Source organism: Synechococcus sp. OH2, assembly GCF_047462155.1.
Taxonomy (GTDB): domain Bacteria; phylum Cyanobacteriota; class Cyanobacteriia; order Thermostichales; family Thermostichaceae; genus Thermostichus.
Genome location: NZ_JANSIR010000055.1, coordinates 1 through 17,133, shown reverse-complemented (window position 1 = coordinate 17,133; position 17,133 = coordinate 1). Strand labels below are relative to the sequence as shown.

Sequence of the window (17,133 nt, the reverse complement as noted above, 5' to 3'; positions counted from 1 at the left end):
GGGGGTGGGGTGGGCATGGTGCTCAAGCCAGAGCCCTTTTTTGCTGCCGTTGCCTCCTTGCCCCGCCTGGATCCCCGCGAGATCATCTTGCTCACGCCGCAGGGGCAACCGCTGAACCAGGCGCTGCTGCGGGAGCTGGCCCAAAAGGCGCAGCTCATCCTGCTCTGTGGCCAGTACGAGGGCTTTGACGAGCGGATCCGCCAATATCTGGCCACCCGCGAGGTGTCGCTGGGCGATTTTGTCTTGACGGGGGGGGAGATCCCGGCGCTGGCCTTGATCAACGGCGTGGTGCGGCTCTTGCCGGGCACAGTTGGTAAAATGGATTCGCTGAGGAGCGAAAGTTTCGAGACGGGGCTGCTGGAGTATCCCCAGTACACCCGTCCACCGGAGTTCCAAGGGCACAAGGTGCCGCCGGTGCTTCTCTCAGGCGACCACCGAGCCATTGCCCGTTGGCGTCTGCAACAGCAGTTGGTTCGCACCTGGCAAAGGCGGCCAGACCTGTTGGCCAAACGCCCCCTCACGCCCGAAGAACAACAGTTGCTGGCAGAGGGGCTAGCTGAGCAGCACACCGATGCGGAGGAACAGGATCAATGTTTGTAAACCGTCTCCGCTCCCCCCTCAACCCCCGGCGCGGGATCCCTGCGGCCCTGGGTCTGCTTCTGCTGGGGATCCTGGCCAGTGCCGAGGTTGCCTTGGCCCAAAGGGGAGATGTCAATGAGGCCATCCGCCGCGACCGCAACGTCCAGTTGTTCGACGGCACCAGCATTGACATGAACGACCTCCTGCGGGCCGCCGAGTTTCTCTCCCGGCAAAATGCTGCCTCGCGTTGGGACAGCAAGGCCGGGATCGACGCAGCGGTAGAGCAATTCAACCGCTCCCGCCGCCCTTTGGTGCTCTCCCCGAGGGCGCTGACGCCTGAGCCCACTCCCACCCCTTGAGAGGGATCCCACCCCCAACAGATCTGTTAAGATCGCTAAGCCGATCTTGAGTGCGCCAAAAGGTGGCGCACCGTTTTCGGGATCCAGCAGGAGATACCGCCGTGGTTAAAAGCACCTCTTCCAGCAAGGCCGATACGGAACAACGTTTGGATCCCGCCAGCCGGGGCCACTCCAGGGACAACTCCCCTGAGTCCAAGGGGATTCTCGGCTTCCTCCAGGAGACCCGCGCGGAATTGGCCAAAATTGTTTGGCCGAGCCGCCAGCAACTGATTAGCGAATCGGTGGGCGTCTTACTGATTGTGTTGGCCTTCGCCTCGTTCATCTACCTGGTCGATCAACTGTTTGGCTGGCTGGCCACTCAACTGTTCTCGTGAGGTTCTTTCTCAGATGGCCCCTGCCAGGGATCCCTATTCATTTTTGGGGACGGGAGGCCCATGCATACAGACAGACACAGAGAGGAGGTGAGGTGATGAGCCCAAAGCCAGAGCAGCGGTGGAAACGCCGTGGGGGCCACCCTGAGCCCCTAGAGCCTGTAGACACGGCGCCAGAAGGGGAAGAAGGCGAAAGTCAAGGTCGTCGCAACCTGCGCTGGTACGCTGTGCAGGTGGCCTCAGGCTGCGAAAACAAAGTCAAAAGCACCCTGATGCAACGGGCGGCGGCTCTGGATGTGGCAGATCAGATTGTCGAGGTGGTGATCCCGAAGCGGACGGGCTTCAAGCTAGATCGATCCGGCAAGCGCCAGGAACAAGAGGAAAAGATTTTTCCCGGCTATGTGCTGGTGCGCATGGATCTCAACGACGACACCTGGATGGTGGTGAAAACTACCCCCAACGTGATCAACTTCGTTGGCACGGAAGAAAAGCGGGCCTACGGTCGTGGTCGGGGCCATGTGACGCCACGGCCCCTCAGCCCAAGCGAAGTCCAGCGCATCTTCAGCAGCGTTGAGGTGGAGGAAGTGCCCCTCAAGATCGACATGGCACCTGGGGATCGCATCGAGGTGCTCTCCGGCCCCTTCCAAGGATTCTACGGCGAAGTGGTGGATGTCAGCCCAGAGCGGGGCAAGCTCAAGGCCTTGATCTCGATTTTCGGGCGCGATACTCCGGTAGAATTAGAGTTTGGTCAAGTGCGAAAAGAGGTGTAACTGCGTTTCATGGCTAAGAAACTGGTGGCAGTGGTCAAGCTGGCCATCCAGGCGGGCAAAGCCACCCCCGCCCCCCCCATCGGCCCGGCGCTGGGCCAGCACGGGGTTAACATCATGGCCTTCTGCAAGGAATATAACGCCAAAACGGCGGATCAAGCCGGGATGGTGGTGCCGGTCGAGATCTCGATTTACGAGGATCGCAGCTTCACCTTCGTCCTCAAGACGCCGCCGGCTTCGGTGTTGATCAAAAAAGCCCTCGGCATTGAGTCGGGATCCAGTGAGCCCCACAAAGTCAAGGTGGGATCCCTGACGCGAGCGCAACTGCGTCAGATTGCCGAGCAGAAGTTGCCCGATTTGAATGCCCGTGATGTGGAGGCGGCTATGAAAATCATCGCCGGCACTGCCCGCAGCATGGGGGTGACAATCGTCGATTGATGAAGGATCTTTAGTCTGATTGTTGTCTTGAAGTTTTGGGGGAGAGAGGTTCTCGCCAGCACCCCGAGGAGAAACGATGGCTCGAAAACTGTCCAAACGTATGCAGGCTTTGCGGGAGAAGGTCAAGCCCATTGCCTATCCCCCCGCAGAAGCCCTGGCCCTGATGAAGGAGACGGCCACTGCCAAATTTGACGAGGCGGCAGAGGTTCACATCCGCCTGGGGATCGATCCCAAGTATGCCGACCAGCAGTTGCGCACCACCGTCGTCTTGCCCCGCGGCACCGGGCAGGAGATTCGGGTGGCGGTGATTGCCCGTGGCGAGAAGGTTACGGAAGCCCAGAACGCAGGAGCCGACCGGGTGGGCTTTGAAGACCTAATCGAGGAGATCGGCAAGGGCATGATCGATTTCGACCTGCTGATTGCCACCCCCGATGTGATGCCCCAGGTTGCTAAGCTGGGGCGCCTATTGGGGCCGCGTGGCCTCATGCCCTCTCCCAAGGGTGGGACGGTCACCATGGATTTGGCCCAAGCCATCAAGGAGTTCAAAGCCGGCAAGCTGGAGTACCGGGCGGACAAAACCGGCATTGTGCATTTGATTTTCGGCAAGTGCAAGTTCCCTGTCGAAGCACTGCTGGAAAACTTGAAAGCCGTGCAAGAGTCTGTTGACCGCAACCGTCCCCCTGGAGCCAAGGGCAAGTATTGGCGAGCCCTACATGTTTGTGCTACAATGGGCCCCTCGATTGAGGTTGACATCAATGCCCTGCGAGAGCTGAAGTTGGTTGCTTAAGGCTGCTTCGGCGCTGCAAAGGGAAAAAGGCAGTTGTTTGCCGTTTGAATTGACTATTTTTCTGGAGGATCTGGGCAGAGAAGAGCTTCCCACAGTTGAATAGCAAGCCGAAGACAGCAGGTGCCTAGGGGCTTAATGTCCTGCCGAGGTTTGAGTGGAGTGCAAAGGGATCCCGTTGTGGACTGCTGGGTTATGCCTGCCTCAATGCGTCTCGGCTCTGGCTGGGACGCATTCTATTTGGCGGCTCTAGATACCCCCTTCCGACGGCAACACCTGTTCGGCCCTCAGTAAGCCAGTGACAACAAAGGAGGTGAGCGCATGGGCAAGCAACCTGTAGCGAAAAAAGCGGAGGTGGTCGATGAAGTTCGATCCCTGTTGCAAGCCAGCCAAATGGTGCTGGTCATCGACTACAAGGGGCTGACCGTTTCCGAGATGAACCAACTGCGGGCGGAGCTGCGCAAGGCGGATGCTGTCTGCATGGTTGTTAAAAATACCTTGATGCGGCGGGCCGTCGCCGACCAAAAGGCTTGGGCAGGGATTCTTCCCTTCCTGTCAGGGCCGACGGCCTTTATCATGATCCGGGGTGATATTCCAGCGGCCCTGAAGGCGTATCAAGATTTCGCCAAGCAAACCAAGAAGACCGAATTCCGCGGCGCCGCTGCCGAGGGGCTATCCCTGACCTTGGATCAGGCCAAGGCCATCGCCGAGCTGCCGCCCAAGGAGGTGCTCATGGCCCAAGTGGCGGGCAGCCTCAAGTCGGTGGCCACCCGACTGGCAGTGGGGCTCAATGCAGTGCCCACGCAAGTGGCTCGCGGTATCCATGAGATCCCGGCCTCCCTGGCAAGGGCCATCCGGGCTATTGCCGACAAGGAGGCGGCCTGACGGGATCGACCTGTGTTGGGTTCATCAACCCAATTCCACCTATCCACTTCGTTACCCTGAGGAGACAAGACCATGGCTTCGGAGCGTGTTCAAAAGATCCTGGAAGAGTTGAAAGCATTGAGCTTGTTGGAGGCTGCCGAGTTGGTGAAAGCCATCGAAGAAACCTTTGGCGTCAATGCGGCTGCCCCAGCAGGTGGCATGGTTATGGCTGCTCCCGTGGCAGCGGCAGCGGCACCGGCGCCAGCAGCGGCGGCTGAACCGGTGGAAGAGCAAACGGCCTTTGATGTCATTCTCGAGGCTGTCCCTGCGGATAAGAAGATCGCCGTCCTCAAGGTGGTGCGCGAGTTGACCGGCTTGGGCCTGAAAGATGCCAAAGATCTTGTGGAGGCCGCTCCCAAACCGGTCAAGGAAGGGATCCCCAAAGAGGAAGCCAACGAGATCAAGAAGAAGCTGGAGGAAGCTGGTGCTACGGTCAAGGTCAAGTAGTTCCATCAGCAGGGGAAAGGGATCCTCATTCAGAGCGTCTCTTGCTCCCAGCACAAGGGAGCTGCCAGAGCTCCAAGTTTAACCAGAACGATGAAGGAGGGGCAAAGCAGCTCCTCCTTTTTCGCTGATACGCCGCCGCGCTCTGCCCCTCTCCCTCGGAGAGGCAGGGAAATTGCTGGGCTGATCCCCCTTGCCGATTGGGGCGGTTAAACCCTGAAAACGCCCTCGTCAGCCGGTCGGAAACCATTACAATGGGTTACGGACGTTCGCCAGCACCCCCCATGGACTTCGGAGTCGGATTTCTTTCCAACAACGTCATGCTGCCGATCCTGGATTTTTTCTACGGGATCGTGCCCAGCTATGGACTGGCCATCATCTTCCTGACGTTGGTGATCCGCTTTGCCCTCTACCCGCTCAACGTCGGATCTATCCGCAACATGCGGCGCATGAAGGTGATTAACCCTTTGATGCGGCGGCGGATGCAAGAAATCCAGGAGAAGTACCGGGATGACCCACAAAAGCTGCGCGACGCCCAGGCCAAACTATACAGCGAGCTGGGAGTCAACCCGCTGTCGGGTTGTCTGCCGCTTTTGATTCAAATGCCGGTGCTCTTTGCTCTCTTTGCCACGCTGCGGGGATCCCCCTTTGCAGCGGTTACCTACGACGTCAACCTGCAGATCTTGCCAGCAGAGGTGGCGGCAGAGGTGGCGCCCACCCCCTACGTCAGCCCCAGTAAGAACATCTTCGTCGCCGACTCGGTACACAAGCCAGTGGTGCTGGTGGAGCCCAAAGGCACCAAGATTGCCGTAGGGGAGCAGGTGCAGTTTCTGCTGCAGGGGCCGGGGGGCAAGCCCTTTGAGCAGTTGGTGGCAGAAGCGGGCGGGGATCCCAGCCTGTTGCAGCCCACCTGGAAGATCACCAAAGGAGAAGAGCGGGCCCAGATCCAGCCGGATGGCACCTTGCTGGCCCTGCAGCCAGGGGAAGTGACTGTGGAGGTTGCGATCCCCGGCCTAGCCTCTGACACGGGCTTTCTGTTTATCGACAAGTTAGGCCGTGTCGGCGCCTTTGACCCGGATGGCACCATCCACTGGGACATCATCGGCATGATTGTCCTTTTCGGCGTCTCGATTTACCTGAACCAATCCCTGACCAACGCTGGCCAGGAGACAGGCCAAGAGGATCCCAGCCAGAGCTCGATGGCTCGCATCACCCCTGTGCTGTTCTCAGCAATGTTCCTGTTCTTCCCCTTGCCGGCTGGAGTTTTGCTCTATATCCTTGTCTCCAACATCTTCCAAACTGTGCAAACCTTCTTGCTCTCGCGGGAGCCGTTGCCGGAGAACTTGCAGCGGTTGGTGGAAGAGGAGCGCCGCCGCGCTGCCCAGGTGATCACGGTGGAAGCCAAGGAGGTTGACCGACCGGCCAAGCCAAAGGCAGCCGGGGGAGGGCGCGAATCCCTGCCCTTTGAGCCCTAGGCAGTCCTTGCTGCTTGGCGTGGGGTGAGCTTACGGTCGAGTGCTTGATACCTCTTCAGAATTGGAAGCTGCCCAGGATGAGCCCCCCTGAGTCCTCTACGGGATCTTTGAAGGGATCCGCCGCCAAAAAATCGCGTCAGAAGTCTGAGGGAACCGTTGCGCCTTCCCAGGGCGAGCTTTCTCCTGCCGAACATCGAGAACGGGCCAGGCAGTGGTTGCAGCAGGTGCTGGCGGCGATGGGAATCCCGGCAGTGGTGCGGGTGGTGGGGGAGATAATCGAAATTGAGGCCGATTCTCTAACTCCGGCCCAGAAGCAAATGCTGCTCTCAAAAGCGCCTGCATTGCCCTTGCCGTCGTCCAAAGAAGCTGGCCCTGAGGAAGAGCGCTCCCCGGTGGTTTTGGATGCGTTGCAGTATCTGGCCAACACCCTTCTCAACCTCAACCAGCCAGAAGACCAACAGCAGCCCTATATCCTGGATCTGGATGGCTATCGTCAGCGCCGTTTGCAGGAGCTCAAAGCCTTGGTTGCTGTCGCGGTGCAAAAGGTGAGAACCAGTGGTCGGGAATACGAGTTTCCCGATCTTTCTGCTGCCGAGCGGCGGCAGATCCACACGCTCCTGAAAGACCCTGCCTACGCCGATCTGGAAACCTTCAGCCGTGGCAAAGAGCCTGACCGTCGTCTGGTGATCCGGCGGGCCTCTTCTCGACCCTGACCTGGGGGCTCTCTTGCCGATAGGGGCGATTCTAGGGATCCCTGCTACCCAGAACGTATAGAGGGGGATGTCATGCTGAGGCCAATTCGTCTATCCGACCTGCGGCAGATGCCCGGTCAAACCCAAGAGGTACAGTTTAGGCAGTTTTTTTCAGGTTTTGAGAGCTTGACCCCTGTGGAGGGATCCCTGCAGGCCAGCCACCGGGGGCATTTCCTGGAGGTGAGCGCCGAGGCCCGCACCATCGTCACCCTCACCTGTCACCGCTGCCTGCAGCAGTTCAACCACCGGCTGCACCTGCAGGTTGAGGAGATCATCCTAATTCGGGAGCCCAGTCCTGAACCGCCGCCTCTAGAGCTGGAATTGCGGGACGAAGAAGATCTGCTGGAGAGCCTGCCGCCCAACGGCGAGCTGGATATCGAAGACTGGATGTACCAACACCTGCATTTGGAGATGCCCCACCAGTTGCCCTGTCGCCCCGATTGCCCGGGCATTGTGGTGGAATCGGCTGCGCCGCCTCCGGTGGATCCCCGCTGGTCGGCCCTGGCTGCCCTCCTTAAAGACTCCCCCCATCCCTAGCCACTCTCCACGGGGGGGGCTCCGGGCCATGAGCTGTATCGCTGCTGGCTAGAATGACCCCATATTTGCAGGTTCTCTGGCGTTTTGCTCGGCCCCACACCGTCTACGGCACCAGTGCCAGTCTGCTGGGCCTCTACTTGCTGGCCGGGTTCGTGGCCGCTGAACCAACGGCCCTGCTAACTGTCCTTCCCCAGTTGGGCGTGGCTTGGGTGGCTTGTCTGGCGGCCAATGTCTATATTGTCGGCCTCAACCAGCTCACGGATATCGAGATCGACCGCATCAACAAACCCCATCTGCCCCTGGCCGCCGGCTCCCTAAGTTGGCGACAGGGGGTGGGGATCGTCGCCGTCTGCGGGGTGGCATCCATCCTATTGGCCCTGACAGGGATCCCGTACCTGTTGTTGACGGTGCTTTTGAGCAACGGAATCGGCACCGCCTATTCCTTGCCCCCCCTGCGGTTGAAACGATTTCCGCTGGCGGCCTCGGCTTGTATCTATTGTGTGCGGGGGTTGATCGTCAATCTGGGCCTGTACAGCCATTTTCAGCAGTTGATGCAGGGGGAAGTCGAGCTTTCTGCTCCCATTGTTTTTCTGACAGGGTTTATGTCTATTTTTGGGCTGGTGATCGCCCTTTTCAAAGATATTCCCGACATGGAGGGGGATCGGCGGTTTGCCATTGCCACCTTTTCGTTGCGCTTTGGCCAGGAGCGGATCTCAAAGTTTTGCATTGGCATTTTGGCCGCTTGTTACCTAGCGTTTATCGCTTTGGGAAGCTATTTTCTTCTCATGGGCCAGGGTGCCTGGATGCTGTTAGGGCATGGGCTGGGGCTAGGAATCCTTGTGGGCTATGGTGTTCGCCTGGATCTGGGTTGCCGCGACGCGATCGTGGCCTATTATCAACTGATCTGGAAGTTGTTTTACTTGGAGTACTTGCTCTATCCTTGGGCCTTCTTCCCTTTTTCCTAGCGATTTCTCGCCCTGGATCTCGGGCAGGCAGTAGATCTCCAAAAACCTAGAGATACCGCTTCATCTGGATGCGAAAGCGGCCTTTTTTCGTCTCGGCTACCTCTTCAATTTGCAGCCGACCGCGACCACGAATAGCAATCCAATCCTGGGGGGCGACAGTGTAGCTGGCTTGGGTAATCGGCTTCCAATTAACCCGCACCTCTCCCCGCTGGATCTCTTCCACCATCTTGCTGCGGGACAGGCCAAATCCCGCCGAGGCCACTGCATCCAGGCGCAAAGAGGCTTCCACGCTGGTGATGGACTTCACCCGCGGCGGTTGAACCTTTAATTGGTTGAGAGGGATGGGGCTGACCTTGACGGGCACGCTGCGCACCTGCGTCAGGTTGAGGCTGAGATAGTCCACCAATTCCGGCACAACGATGGCCTGGGCCCCCGTGTCACCTAAAACAAGGATGTCTCCCACTTTCTCCCGGGCAATGCCAGCTCCCAGCAGGGCTCCCAAAAAATCGCGGTGAGTGGCCGGGTCGAAAAGAAAGTTTCCCTGTATCTGAACAGCGGCCAAGGGGATCCCTTCTGCGCCTTCCACCTTCAAGCTGACCTCAGAGCGAGCCAGGGCTAGGCGTTGCCGCTCCGCCTGGGCATAGCCCCCCCAGGCCACCACCTGCAGTTCAGCCAAGTTGTGCAACCGGCTTTGCACCTCGGCTACCTCTGGCGGGGAGAGAAAATCGCTCCAGACCACTTGCCAGGTTTTGAGGGCTTGCTCCCCCAGATCCAGAATGCGCGCTAAGGTTTCTCGATACTCCGCTCCTTTCAGTAGATCGACTCTGGGCAGCATGTTGGGACGCTTCAAGGCTTCGTTCTGTTTGTCCCATGCTAAGCTAGATCCCCAGGATCCTGGCGGGCGTAGCCAAGTGGTTAAGGCAGAGGATTGTGGTTCCTCCATTCGTGGGTTCGAGTCCCATCGTCCGCCCTGCCAAAGAGAGAAAGGGGCCTCTATTCGCAGCTTAAAACCAGGGTGCCCACGGCGTCGATGCTGCCTGTCCAACCGGCTTCGATGACTACGGTAGCCTTGGGCATCTCCACAATCGCCGGCCCGCGTAGCGGAAACCCCACCTCCATGCGCCGCCGATCGTAAACCGGGACTGAACGCATTTGGCCGCCCATCCAGGCCTGTCGCTCCCCCTTGAAGGGATCCCCTGGCAAGGGTGGGGGGGCTTGCAGCGGGACGCTGGGCAAGGCCTGCACCGCCCGCAGGCGCAACTGGATGGCTTCCACCACCTGGCTGGGATCCTGCCAGCCGTGGCGCTGCTGGTGGGCCTGGTGAAACCGCTGTTCCAAGAGAGAAACTGGATCCGACAACTGGGCCGGGATCTCCAGCTCAAAGGACTGGCCGCGATAGCGCAGGTCTAAGCTGAAGTACAGCTCCGGCTCCTGTAGGTCAGCTTTCGCCTGGCGGATGAGGGGCGCCGCCCATGGGGCCAAAAGGGATCCCTCGGCAGCCGACTCCAGTTGCCGCAGCGGCTGCAGGATGGCCCGCCGGTAATCCCGCTGTAGGTTGGCCACAGCCATACCTAGCGCTGAGAGGACACCGGCAAAGGCCGGGATCAAGATGCGGCGGATCCCCAGCTCCTCTGCCAGGGCACAGGCGTGCATAGGCCCGGCTCCGCCAAAGGCCAGCAGGGCAAAATCGGCGGGATCCAAGCCCCGCTCCACGCTAATCACCCGCAAGGCCCGTGCCATGGCCACATTGGCCAGGGTGCGAATGCCGACAGCTGTCTCCTCCAAACTCAAACCCAAGGGCTCCGCCAGCGTCGCAATAGCCTGGCCAGCCAAGTCCCGCCGCAGGCAAACAGAGTCCCCCAGCCAGCCCCCATCCGGCAGGTAGCCCAGCCAAAGGTTGGCGTCGGTTACTGTGGGAGCCGTTCCTCCCCGCCCGTAGCAGGCCGGCCCAGGGTTGGAGCCGGCACTTTCCGGCCCCACCTGCAGCCCCCCGCCCGGCAACAGCAAGGCCAGGGATCCGCCCCCGGCACTGACGGTATGGATATCAATCTGAGGCTGTTGCACCGGCAGGCCGCACACCACCGCTGACGGGGTAACCTGAGGGAGGCCGTCTTGAATGAGGGCCACATCGGTGCTGGTTCCTCCCATGTCCAGGCTGAGCAGATGGGAATAGCCGCTCAGACGGCCCACATAGGCCGCTCCGTAAACGCCGCCCGCCGGCCCCGAAAGCAATGCCACCGAGGCGTGGGCTGCCGCCTGAGCAAGGGAGGTGACGCCGCCGGAGGATTGCATGATCAGGGGGGCGGGGATCCCTCTCTCCCGACAACCTTGGGCCAAGCGGTGCAGGTAGCCCGCCAGCGCCGGGCTGAGGTAGGCATCAATGGCTGTGGTGCTAAAGCGCTCGTATTCGCGAAACTCCGGTGTCACTTCGCAGGAGAGGGAAACGTGCAAGCCGGGCAAGGCCTCGCGCAAAGCCGCCCCCAGGCGCTGCTCGTGCTCCGGGTAGAGGAAAGAAAACAAAAACCCCACCCCCACCGCGCGGATCCCACCCCGCCGTACCCGCTCTCCCACCTCCCGGATGACGCGCTGGATCTCCTCCTCCGTCAGCGGCTCCAACACGCCGCTTGCGCTGCAGCGCTCCTTTACCTCTAGGCAGTGGTGGCGGGGCACCACTGGCTCCGGCTTGGGCTGGGTGAGGTCGTAGAGGGAGGGGCGGTTTTGGCGGCCAATGGCCAGCACATCCCGGAAACCCGCCGTGGTCAAAAACAGGGTAGGGGCTCCCTTGCGCTCCAGGAGGGCGTTGGTGGCCACCGTCATACCATGGCAGAACACGTCTACCTTGACCGCGCCCAGCTTGTCCAAGGCGGCGAAGACCCCCTCTTCCGGGCTGGGGGTGGAGAGCACCTTGGCCGTCCGGATCTGGCCTTCCTGAAGGAGCACTAGATCGGTGAAAGTCCCCCCCACATCGATCCCCAGACGGACCAAACCCTCCTGCCTCCAATCCTGTTGCTCGGCTTGCTCGCTCCTGGTGTTGGACATTGCTCAATAAGGCTCTCGTAAGGCTCTCGTGCAGGCCCGCCCCTGCGCTTCTCATTTCAACCCCTCCCTAGAGACGACGCCGGGGCACCTCTTCCGACTCAGTTGCCAGGGGTTGCTCCTGCTGCAAAAGCTGGCGAAAGGCCGGCTCGTCCAGCCGGTAGTCCCGCTGCTCGATTAAATCCCGATCCGTGGAGTAGATGGTGTCCGCCTCCTGCACCACCTCTTGGCGGCGGAAGCGACGGGCAAAGTCGAGCTTGCGCAGCAGCACCTCAGAGGGACGCTTCAGCCGCTCTTGCCAGAACCGCCGGATGCGGTTGCGCCGCTCCACCCCCTGGTTGCGGAATTGCAACGTCAGCCACCGCACTGCAGGCACCGCCAAAAACAGCGTGCCATAGAGGAAGAGGAATCCAATCAGCGGGTAGATAAACGCCAAAAAGGCATTGCTCCCGGCGGCGGCGGCCACCTCCTCCCGCGCCCCGTAGAGAATGGCGGCCAGAAAGAAATTGAGCACACCCAAGCCACCGGCTAGGGTCAGTTGCTCAGGGGTGGCGCGGCTAAACACCCAGGGTTTCTCTTGCAACACCTCCGGGATCTTCTTGGAGCGGCGCTCCGAGGCGGCCACCTGGAGCTCTGGGAAACGATAGACGATATCACCGTCCTCGCTTATCTCCGGCTGGCCGTCGAACTTGAGCAGAATCGGCAGCATGTAGTCTTCATACTCCAGGGCCGGGGATCCCGGCTCCACATCCAGGTAGGGCAGCACCTGCTCGCCAGCGATCACCCCCCCGTTGGCGCGGATGAGCTGGCCAATCAAGGCATAGCGCTCCTCTTCCAGGTTGGCGTTGGGATCCCCGTCCCCAAACAGGAAGCTGTACACCGCCTCCAAAAAGTTCATCTCCGATTTTTCCCGGCGGGCTTGCGTCCGACCGGAATAGCCCCCGTAGTAGGGGTAGGGACTCCAGAAGGGGTTGCCCACCCAGAGGTCGGGAAAATAGAAGAAGACCCCCCCTCCCCGCGAGCGGCTGCGGTTGTCCTCCTCACGGCTGCTGGCCATCTGCAGAGCCATCAACGCCAGGGTGATGAGGATAATCGACACCACCAACAGGATGCCAAAGGAGATGCGTAGGCCGTAGAGAACCCCCCCCCACAGCTTGCGTCGCAAACCCGCCAGCCGATCCTGCTGCTCCTTGCGCTTGAGAATGTCGCGAAAGTCGGGCGGGAAAACGTAGGCGATCTCCCCCTGCCGCGAAACCTGGAGATGCCCCCCCGCCTTTTGGGCTAACTGCAGCAACTCCTGTTTGGCCTCCTCTAGGGCCAGGCCTGTGCTGGAGGCAATGTCTCCCAGAGTGACCCGCAGGCCCAACTGCTCTACCGCATCCATGACCAATGTTTGTGTAGCCACTCTCAACCTCCGCTGGTTACCTACTGTTGCCCGGGATCCGACTGGGACGCTCGCCCAGCATCTGCAGCCAAGGGTTACAGCCATCCCTATTCCCAGTATCTCTCTTCAACTCAGGGGCGACGAGGGCGGCTGTTGCTGCTTTTGGGTCAGGCGGCCTGTCTCTGCACCAACCCAGGGCTGGGCTAGGGCAGCCAGGCCATCGCCACCAGCAGAGCGAAAAGGATCCCGATCAATCCCCACGTCAGCCGTTGGGTATTCAAAGGGGGAGTAGCCTCGCGGCGGATAGGAGCAGTAACTTTTGGCAAGGAAGCTGGACGGCGGAGGCGCTCATAGACCAGACGGCGTTCCCCCGGCTTGGCCTCTTCCAGGTGGCTGAGATCTGGGATTTCGAGCAACCACTCTGCTGGTCGCCGCAGACGAGGTGCCTGCCAGATGCCCAACACGTAGCGGGCCTGTTGAGCGACCTCCGGATCCGGGTTGCCCAGCAAGGTTTGCACCAAGCGGATCGCCTCCTGGGTCTCTCCAAGGGCCTCCTGGGCCAAGGCCTGCCAGAGCCGCAGCTTGCCCGCTTGCGGGTAGCGGCTTTGGGCCTGTTTCACCTGTTCCAGAGCCTGGCGGTATTGTCCCCGCTCAAAGCTGGCCTGAATCCGGGCCAAATGCTGGGGCAGGCGCAAGTCTTCGGGAGGGATCAACTCCGGCTCCACCGATGAACCCCCCTAGGTGAGCTTTTGCTCCACCCCAAACCCCACCAGCAGCAGCTCCTCTAGGGGCTGACCGTGAGGGGGGCGTTGGTAGGTGAGGATCTGCCGCAGGCGCAGGCGCGGGTTAAGCAGGGTGATGGTATCCACAGCAACGACGCGCGTGTAGGTGGTGGTCATCACCAGTTGCAGGGATTGCGGATCGAAGCGGAAGTCGGCCACCATGGGCCGCTCCTCTTCATAGGCGCGATCGCGCAGATAGTCACCTTCAAGACCACGGGCGCTCTCTCGCCGGGGCACAAACAGCATGTTCAGCTCTTGCCCCACCTCCTCTCCCTTTTCAGAGACAGTCTCAAAGGCAAGGTGGAAGCCCAAGAAGCCGTCGACGCCGTGGTTGGGGTAGTTGTTGTCCCTCAGCACCTTCTCCTTAAGCTCAGGGGTGAGGGTGCGAATGGTGAACTCCGTGCGGGAGCGCTCCACCTCCCCGCGATCCAAGTAGTGGTAGGTGCGCTCGGTGTGCCAGGCGCCAATGCAACAGTTAAAGAAGTAGTGAAATTGCTGGAGGGCGTTCATGCCAGAGCGACTGACAGCTCAACCCAATCCTAAAACGAATTGCAGACAAATAGGCCCGCCCATCCACGCCGGAGACGATAGACCCCCCTGCCCCCCTTCCTCACCTCAGGTATTGGCTGCCGCTGGGATCCCCTGGGCCACGGCCAAAGTTGACCCCAACACCTCCAAAGCCCGCTGCAACTGCCCATCCTCAGGGCCGCCCAGGGTTTCTGCCGTTAGGGGAAGAGGGCCCTCGGCCACCATCACATCCGGCTGGATCCCTTGGCGGTGAATGTCGTGGCCGTTGGGGGTGAGGTATTTGGCAGTGGTCACGGCCAGCCCGGAGCCGTCCGCCAGCTCCAGCAGGGATTGGATCAGCCCCTTGCCGAAGGTGCGCGTTCCCACCAGTTGTGCCCGCCCGCTGTCCTGCAACGCCCCCGCCAAGACTTCGCTGGCACTGGCACTGCCCTGGTTTACTAAGACAACCAAGGGGGCTGCTGTGAGAACTTCGCCGGTGGCGGGAATGCTGTCCTGAATGCCATAGCGATCCGTCACCCGCACGATGTCGCCTTTGGGGATCCAGAAGCGGGCGATCTCAATGGCCGCCTGCAATAGCCCTCCGGGGTTGTTGCGCAGATCGAGGATGTAGCCCTGCACTCCTCGCGCTTCTGCGGCCTGGATGGCCTGACGCACTTGAGCGGCGGCATTGCCGTTAAACTGGCTGAGGCGGATGTAGGCTACCTCCCCCTGGGGCAGCTTGAAAAAACCGGTGCGCACCGGGTTGATCAGGATGGACTGGCGCACCAGCTCCACCTCCCAAATGCGCTCCTGCCGCTTCAGCCGCAGACTGACCGGAGTGCCACTGGGACCCCGCATCCGTTCGGCCACCTCGTCCAGGCTCAGGCCTGCTACTGGCACCTGATCCACCGCCAGGATCTCATCCTGAGGTTGGATCCCCGCCCGCTCGGCAGGAGTCCCCTCCATCGGGGCAATAACCCGCACCGCTCCCTGCTCGTCGATGGCAATCTGGAGGCCGACACCGCTCAGCTCCCCAGCCGTAGAAGTCTGCAGGCTGAGGTAGTGCTCCCGATCCAAAAAGCGCGTGTAGGGATCCCCCAGCGTTGCCAGCATCTCCTCAATGGCCCGGTAGGTCTCTTGCCGATCCTGGAGGGGCCGAGAGAGAAAGCGCTGCCGCACCTGCCACCAGTTCTGCCCGTTGAACTCCGGATCCACATAGGCCCGATCCACATAGGCCCAAGCCTGGGCCAGCAGTTGCTGCTCTTCCCCCCAGCGGCTGGCCTGCACCTGACAGGCGCCAAGGCTCAGGCCCGCCCAGAGCAGGCACCCCAACAACAAGACTCGGACAGCCTGGCGTAACGCCCATCCGATCCCCAACCCTCTCCAACTGCTTTCCCCAGATCTCGGCTTCTGCGCAATCATCGGAGGATCTTGACTAAGGAAGAAGTTAAGAAATACTAAGAAGCGTGAACAAGATGAGACATCAGCAGGCGTTTGGGCTGCTGGGATAGGGATCCCTGTGTCAAAGCTGAGCCCGACTTCATGATCGTGTTAACGAGTTATGTTACAGTGCTGTGTGGAGTGGGCCCGTCCCGCCCTGGATATCCAACTCTAAAAATTGCAGGCATCATGAGCAAAGTTTACGACTGGCTAGACGAGCGGCTGGAGATCACGCCTTTCGTCGATGACGCAACCGGAAAATTTATTCCGCCCCACGTTAACATCTTCTACTGCCTCGGCGGCATCACGCTGGTGTGCTTCCTCATTCAGTTTGCCACCGGCTTTGCCATGACGTTTTACTACCGTCCGACGGTGGCCGAGGCTTTTGAATCGGTCAACTACATCATGACCCAGGTCAACTTTGGCTGGCTGCTGCGCTCCATCCACCGCTGGAGTGCTTCTATGATGGTGTTGATGATGATTCTACACACCTTCCGGGTTTACCTAACCGGTGGGTTTAAGAAGCCGCGCGAGCTGACCTGGGTAACCGGTGTAATCTTGGCAGTACTGACAGTTTCCTTTGGGGTTACGGGTTACTCCCTGCCTTGGGATCAAGTGGGCTACTGGGCGGTCAAGATCGTCTCCGGCGTGCCCAGTGCCATTCCGGTGGTGGGTGATGCCCTAGTCCAGCTTATCCGGGGCGGCGAGGCCGTTGGCCAAGCCACCCTCACCCGTTTCTACAGCCTGCACACCTTTGTGTTGCCTTGGCTGACGGCGGTCTTCATGACTATGCACTTTCTGATGATCCGCCGCCAGGGCATTTCTGGACCCTTGTGATCCCAGGCCGGTTCGATCCCCAAGTTCCTCTTGCTAAGCCTTTTTACCCCAGACAAGGAGAACGGCTATGCCTGTCTCGAAGCAAGTAATAGCAACTGAGGTCATTACACGCAAAGTTGACCTGGACAACCCCAAAGTTTTGGCCAAGCTGAAGAAAAACATGGGCCACATGACCTACGGTGAGCCCGCTTGGCCCAACGACTTGCTCTTTATGTTCCCGGTGGTGATCCTAGGCACCATCGGCGTGATTGTCGGCCTGGCGGTCATGGATCCGGCGGGGGTGGGCGAGCCGGCGGATCCTTTTGCCACGCCGCTGGAAATTCTGCCAGAGTGGTATCTCTACCCCGCGTTTCACATTTTGCGCATTGCTCCCAACAAGCTGCTGGGCATTGCCCTGATGTCGGCCATTCCGGTCGGCCTTCTGTTTGTGCCCTTCATCGAAAACGTCAACAAGTTCCAGAATCCGCTGCGCCGCCCCGTAGCAACGACGGTGTTTTTGATCGGCACCCTGGTCACCCTCTATTTGGGCATCGGCGCCACCTTGCCTCTGGATAAGTGGGTCACCCTGGGCCTGTTCTAGAGAGCGGAATATCTTTTCTAGTTTTTGTGGGTTGATAACTCTAGGTGCAGCAGGCTGATGGCCGAGCTGCACTTTTTTAATGAACTACCCCACCGCGTAGGCGGGTGAGGTTTCCTCACTCGCCTGACAGCAGAGCTTTTGTCTCTTCTTCTGCCCCAGTTGCTTCATCGAT

20 protein-coding genes, 1 tRNA gene and 1 other annotated feature are annotated in these 17,133 nt (G+C 60.3%); of the genes, 15 read left to right on the top strand and 6 right to left on the bottom strand.

The window, feature by feature from the left end:
• From trmD to NW835_RS04330, 12 genes are all read left to right on the top strand, one after another.
• Nucleotides 1–600: tRNA (guanosine(37)-N1)-methyltransferase TrmD (trmD, locus tag NW835_RS04385; RefSeq protein ID WP_414414611.1), on the top strand; the 600-nt coding region annotated here is incomplete at its 5' end.
• A complete protein-coding gene (locus tag NW835_RS04380; protein WP_414348063.1) occupies nt 591–938 on the top strand; it encodes a hypothetical protein in 348 nt (115 codons plus the stop codon). The genes trmD and NW835_RS04380, both read left to right, overlap by 10 nt.
• A gap of 146 nt (nt 939–1,084) precedes the next feature.
• Entirely contained in the window at nt 1,085–1,312 is a 228-nt protein-coding gene (gene secE, locus NW835_RS04375; protein WP_414365355.1) for a preprotein translocase subunit SecE, read from the top strand.
• A gap of 95 nt (nt 1,313–1,407) precedes the next feature.
• Complete coding sequence (nusG, locus tag NW835_RS04370; RefSeq protein WP_414365349.1) at nt 1,408–2,079, top strand: transcription termination/antitermination protein NusG; 672 nt, start codon at nt 1,408–1,410, stop codon at nt 2,077–2,079.
• 9 nt (nt 2,080–2,088) lie between these two features.
• Nucleotides 2,089–2,514 carry a 50S ribosomal protein L11 gene (gene rplK / locus NW835_RS04365; RefSeq protein ID WP_011430609.1) on the top strand — a complete coding sequence of 142 codons (426 nt, stop codon included), beginning with the start codon at nt 2,089–2,091 and terminating at the stop codon, nt 2,512–2,514.
• A gap of 76 nt (nt 2,515–2,590) precedes the next feature.
• Complete coding sequence (gene rplA, locus NW835_RS04360; RefSeq protein ID WP_414365347.1) at nt 2,591–3,301, top strand: 50S ribosomal protein L1; 711 nt, start codon at nt 2,591–2,593, stop codon at nt 3,299–3,301.
• A gap of 89 nt (nt 3,302–3,390) precedes the next feature.
• Nucleotides 3,391–3,546, top strand: a sequence feature (ribosomal protein L10 leader region).
• Nucleotides 3,547–3,619: 73 nt separating this feature from the next.
• Complete coding sequence (rplJ, locus tag NW835_RS04355) at nt 3,620–4,183, top strand: 50S ribosomal protein L10 (RefSeq protein WP_414385168.1); 564 nt, start codon at nt 3,620–3,622, stop codon at nt 4,181–4,183.
• A 72-nt stretch (nt 4,184–4,255) separates the two neighbouring features.
• Entirely contained in the window at nt 4,256–4,669 is a 414-nt protein-coding gene (gene rplL, locus NW835_RS04350) for a 50S ribosomal protein L7/L12 (protein WP_414377056.1), read from the top strand.
• Between the two features lie 281 nt (nt 4,670–4,950).
• Complete coding sequence (gene yidC / locus NW835_RS04345) at nt 4,951–6,141, top strand: membrane protein insertase YidC (protein WP_414414610.1); 1,191 nt, start codon at nt 4,951–4,953, stop codon at nt 6,139–6,141.
• Between the two features lie 77 nt (nt 6,142–6,218).
• Nucleotides 6,219–6,854 (top strand): protein jag, encoded by a 636-nt coding sequence (locus NW835_RS04340; RefSeq protein ID WP_414414609.1) that lies wholly within the window; start codon nt 6,219–6,221, stop codon nt 6,852–6,854.
• A 72-nt stretch (nt 6,855–6,926) separates the two neighbouring features.
• A complete protein-coding gene (locus tag NW835_RS04335; protein WP_414365337.1) occupies nt 6,927–7,430 on the top strand; it encodes a YceD family protein in 504 nt (167 codons plus the stop codon).
• A 53-nt stretch (nt 7,431–7,483) separates the two neighbouring features.
• On the top strand, nt 7,484–8,395 hold the full coding sequence (locus NW835_RS04330; RefSeq protein WP_414365335.1) for a homogentisate phytyltransferase: 912 nt from the start codon (nt 7,484–7,486) through the stop codon (nt 8,393–8,395).
• A gap of 46 nt (nt 8,396–8,441) precedes the next feature.
• Here the strand turns inward: NW835_RS04330 and NW835_RS04325 are convergent, their stop codons facing one another.
• Nucleotides 8,442–9,230 (bottom strand): photosystem II S4 domain protein, encoded by a 789-nt coding sequence (locus NW835_RS04325; protein ID WP_414414608.1) that lies wholly within the window; start codon nt 9,228–9,230, stop codon nt 8,442–8,444.
• A 62-nt stretch (nt 9,231–9,292) separates the two neighbouring features.
• On the opposite strand from NW835_RS04325, the gene NW835_RS04320 reads away from it, so the two are divergent.
• Nucleotides 9,293–9,365: transfer RNA gene (locus NW835_RS04320), tRNA-His, on the top strand.
• Nucleotides 9,366–9,388: 23 nt separating this feature from the next.
• Here the strand turns inward: NW835_RS04320 and NW835_RS04315 are convergent.
• The 5 genes from NW835_RS04315 to NW835_RS04295 form a co-directional block, all read right to left on the bottom strand.
• Nucleotides 9,389–11,434, bottom strand: coding sequence for a hydantoinase/oxoprolinase family protein (locus tag NW835_RS04315; protein ID WP_414414607.1), 2,046 nt, complete (start codon nt 11,432–11,434; stop codon nt 9,389–9,391).
• A 67-nt stretch (nt 11,435–11,501) separates the two neighbouring features.
• Nucleotides 11,502–12,836 (bottom strand): hypothetical protein, encoded by a 1,335-nt coding sequence (locus tag NW835_RS04310; RefSeq protein WP_414414606.1) that lies wholly within the window; start codon nt 12,834–12,836, stop codon nt 11,502–11,504.
• A 182-nt stretch (nt 12,837–13,018) separates the two neighbouring features.
• Complete coding sequence (locus NW835_RS04305; RefSeq protein WP_414414605.1) at nt 13,019–13,540, bottom strand: hypothetical protein; 522 nt, start codon at nt 13,538–13,540, stop codon at nt 13,019–13,021.
• Nucleotides 13,541–13,552: 12 nt separating this feature from the next.
• Entirely contained in the window at nt 13,553–14,107 is a 555-nt protein-coding gene (locus tag NW835_RS04300; RefSeq protein WP_414365326.1) for a phycobiliprotein lyase, read from the bottom strand.
• Nucleotides 14,108–14,212: 105 nt separating this feature from the next.
• The gene (locus NW835_RS04295) at nt 14,213–15,526 is read right to left on the bottom strand and encodes a S41 family peptidase (protein WP_414365324.1); all 1,314 of its coding nucleotides are present in this window, start codon (nt 15,524–15,526) and stop codon (nt 14,213–14,215) included.
• A 207-nt stretch (nt 15,527–15,733) separates the two neighbouring features.
• Between NW835_RS04295 and petB the strand changes: the two genes are divergently transcribed.
• A complete protein-coding gene (gene petB, locus NW835_RS04290; protein WP_011430625.1) occupies nt 15,734–16,381 on the top strand; it encodes a cytochrome b6 in 648 nt (215 codons plus the stop codon).
• Between the two features lie 67 nt (nt 16,382–16,448).
• Nucleotides 16,449–16,961, top strand: coding sequence for a cytochrome b6-f complex subunit IV (gene petD, locus NW835_RS04285; protein WP_414365321.1), 513 nt, complete (start codon nt 16,449–16,451; stop codon nt 16,959–16,961).
• The last annotated feature ends 172 nt before the right edge of the window (nt 16,962–17,133 follow it).

Bases quoted from the DNA above. Each gene is read 5' to 3' on its own strand.
- petD (WP_414365321.1), top strand. From the start codon at position 16,449: ATGCCTGTCTCGAAGCAAGTAATAGCAACTGAGGTCATTACACGCAAA.
- NW835_RS04330 (WP_414365335.1), top strand. From the start codon at position 7,484: ATGACCCCATATTTGCAGGTTCTCTGGCGTTTTGCTCGGCCCCACACC.
- NW835_RS04295 (WP_414365324.1), bottom strand. From the start codon at position 15,526: ATGATTGCGCAGAAGCCGAGATCTGGGGAAAGCAGTTGGAGAGGGTTG.
- NW835_RS04300 (WP_414365326.1), bottom strand. From the start codon at position 14,107: ATGAACGCCCTCCAGCAATTTCACTACTTCTTTAACTGTTGCATTGGC.
- NW835_RS04335 (WP_414365337.1), top strand. From the start codon at position 6,927: ATGCTGAGGCCAATTCGTCTATCCGACCTGCGGCAGATGCCCGGTCAA.
- petB (WP_011430625.1), top strand. From the start codon at position 15,734: ATGAGCAAAGTTTACGACTGGCTAGACGAGCGGCTGGAGATCACGCCT.
- NW835_RS04325 (WP_414414608.1), bottom strand. From the start codon at position 9,230: ATGCTGCCCAGAGTCGATCTACTGAAAGGAGCGGAGTATCGAGAAACC.
- yidC (WP_414414610.1), top strand. From the start codon at position 4,951: ATGGACTTCGGAGTCGGATTTCTTTCCAACAACGTCATGCTGCCGATC.
- rplK (WP_011430609.1), top strand. From the start codon at position 2,089: ATGGCTAAGAAACTGGTGGCAGTGGTCAAGCTGGCCATCCAGGCGGGC.
- NW835_RS04340 (WP_414414609.1), top strand. From the start codon at position 6,219: ATGAGCCCCCCTGAGTCCTCTACGGGATCTTTGAAGGGATCCGCCGCC.
- rplL (WP_414377056.1), top strand. From the start codon at position 4,256: ATGGCTTCGGAGCGTGTTCAAAAGATCCTGGAAGAGTTGAAAGCATTG.
- NW835_RS04380 (WP_414348063.1), top strand. From the start codon at position 591: ATGTTTGTAAACCGTCTCCGCTCCCCCCTCAACCCCCGGCGCGGGATC.
- nusG (WP_414365349.1), top strand. From the start codon at position 1,408: ATGAGCCCAAAGCCAGAGCAGCGGTGGAAACGCCGTGGGGGCCACCCT.
- rplA (WP_414365347.1), top strand. From the start codon at position 2,591: ATGGCTCGAAAACTGTCCAAACGTATGCAGGCTTTGCGGGAGAAGGTC.
- NW835_RS04315 (WP_414414607.1), bottom strand. From the start codon at position 11,434: ATGTCCAACACCAGGAGCGAGCAAGCCGAGCAACAGGATTGGAGGCAG.
- rplJ (WP_414385168.1), top strand. From the start codon at position 3,620: ATGGGCAAGCAACCTGTAGCGAAAAAAGCGGAGGTGGTCGATGAAGTT.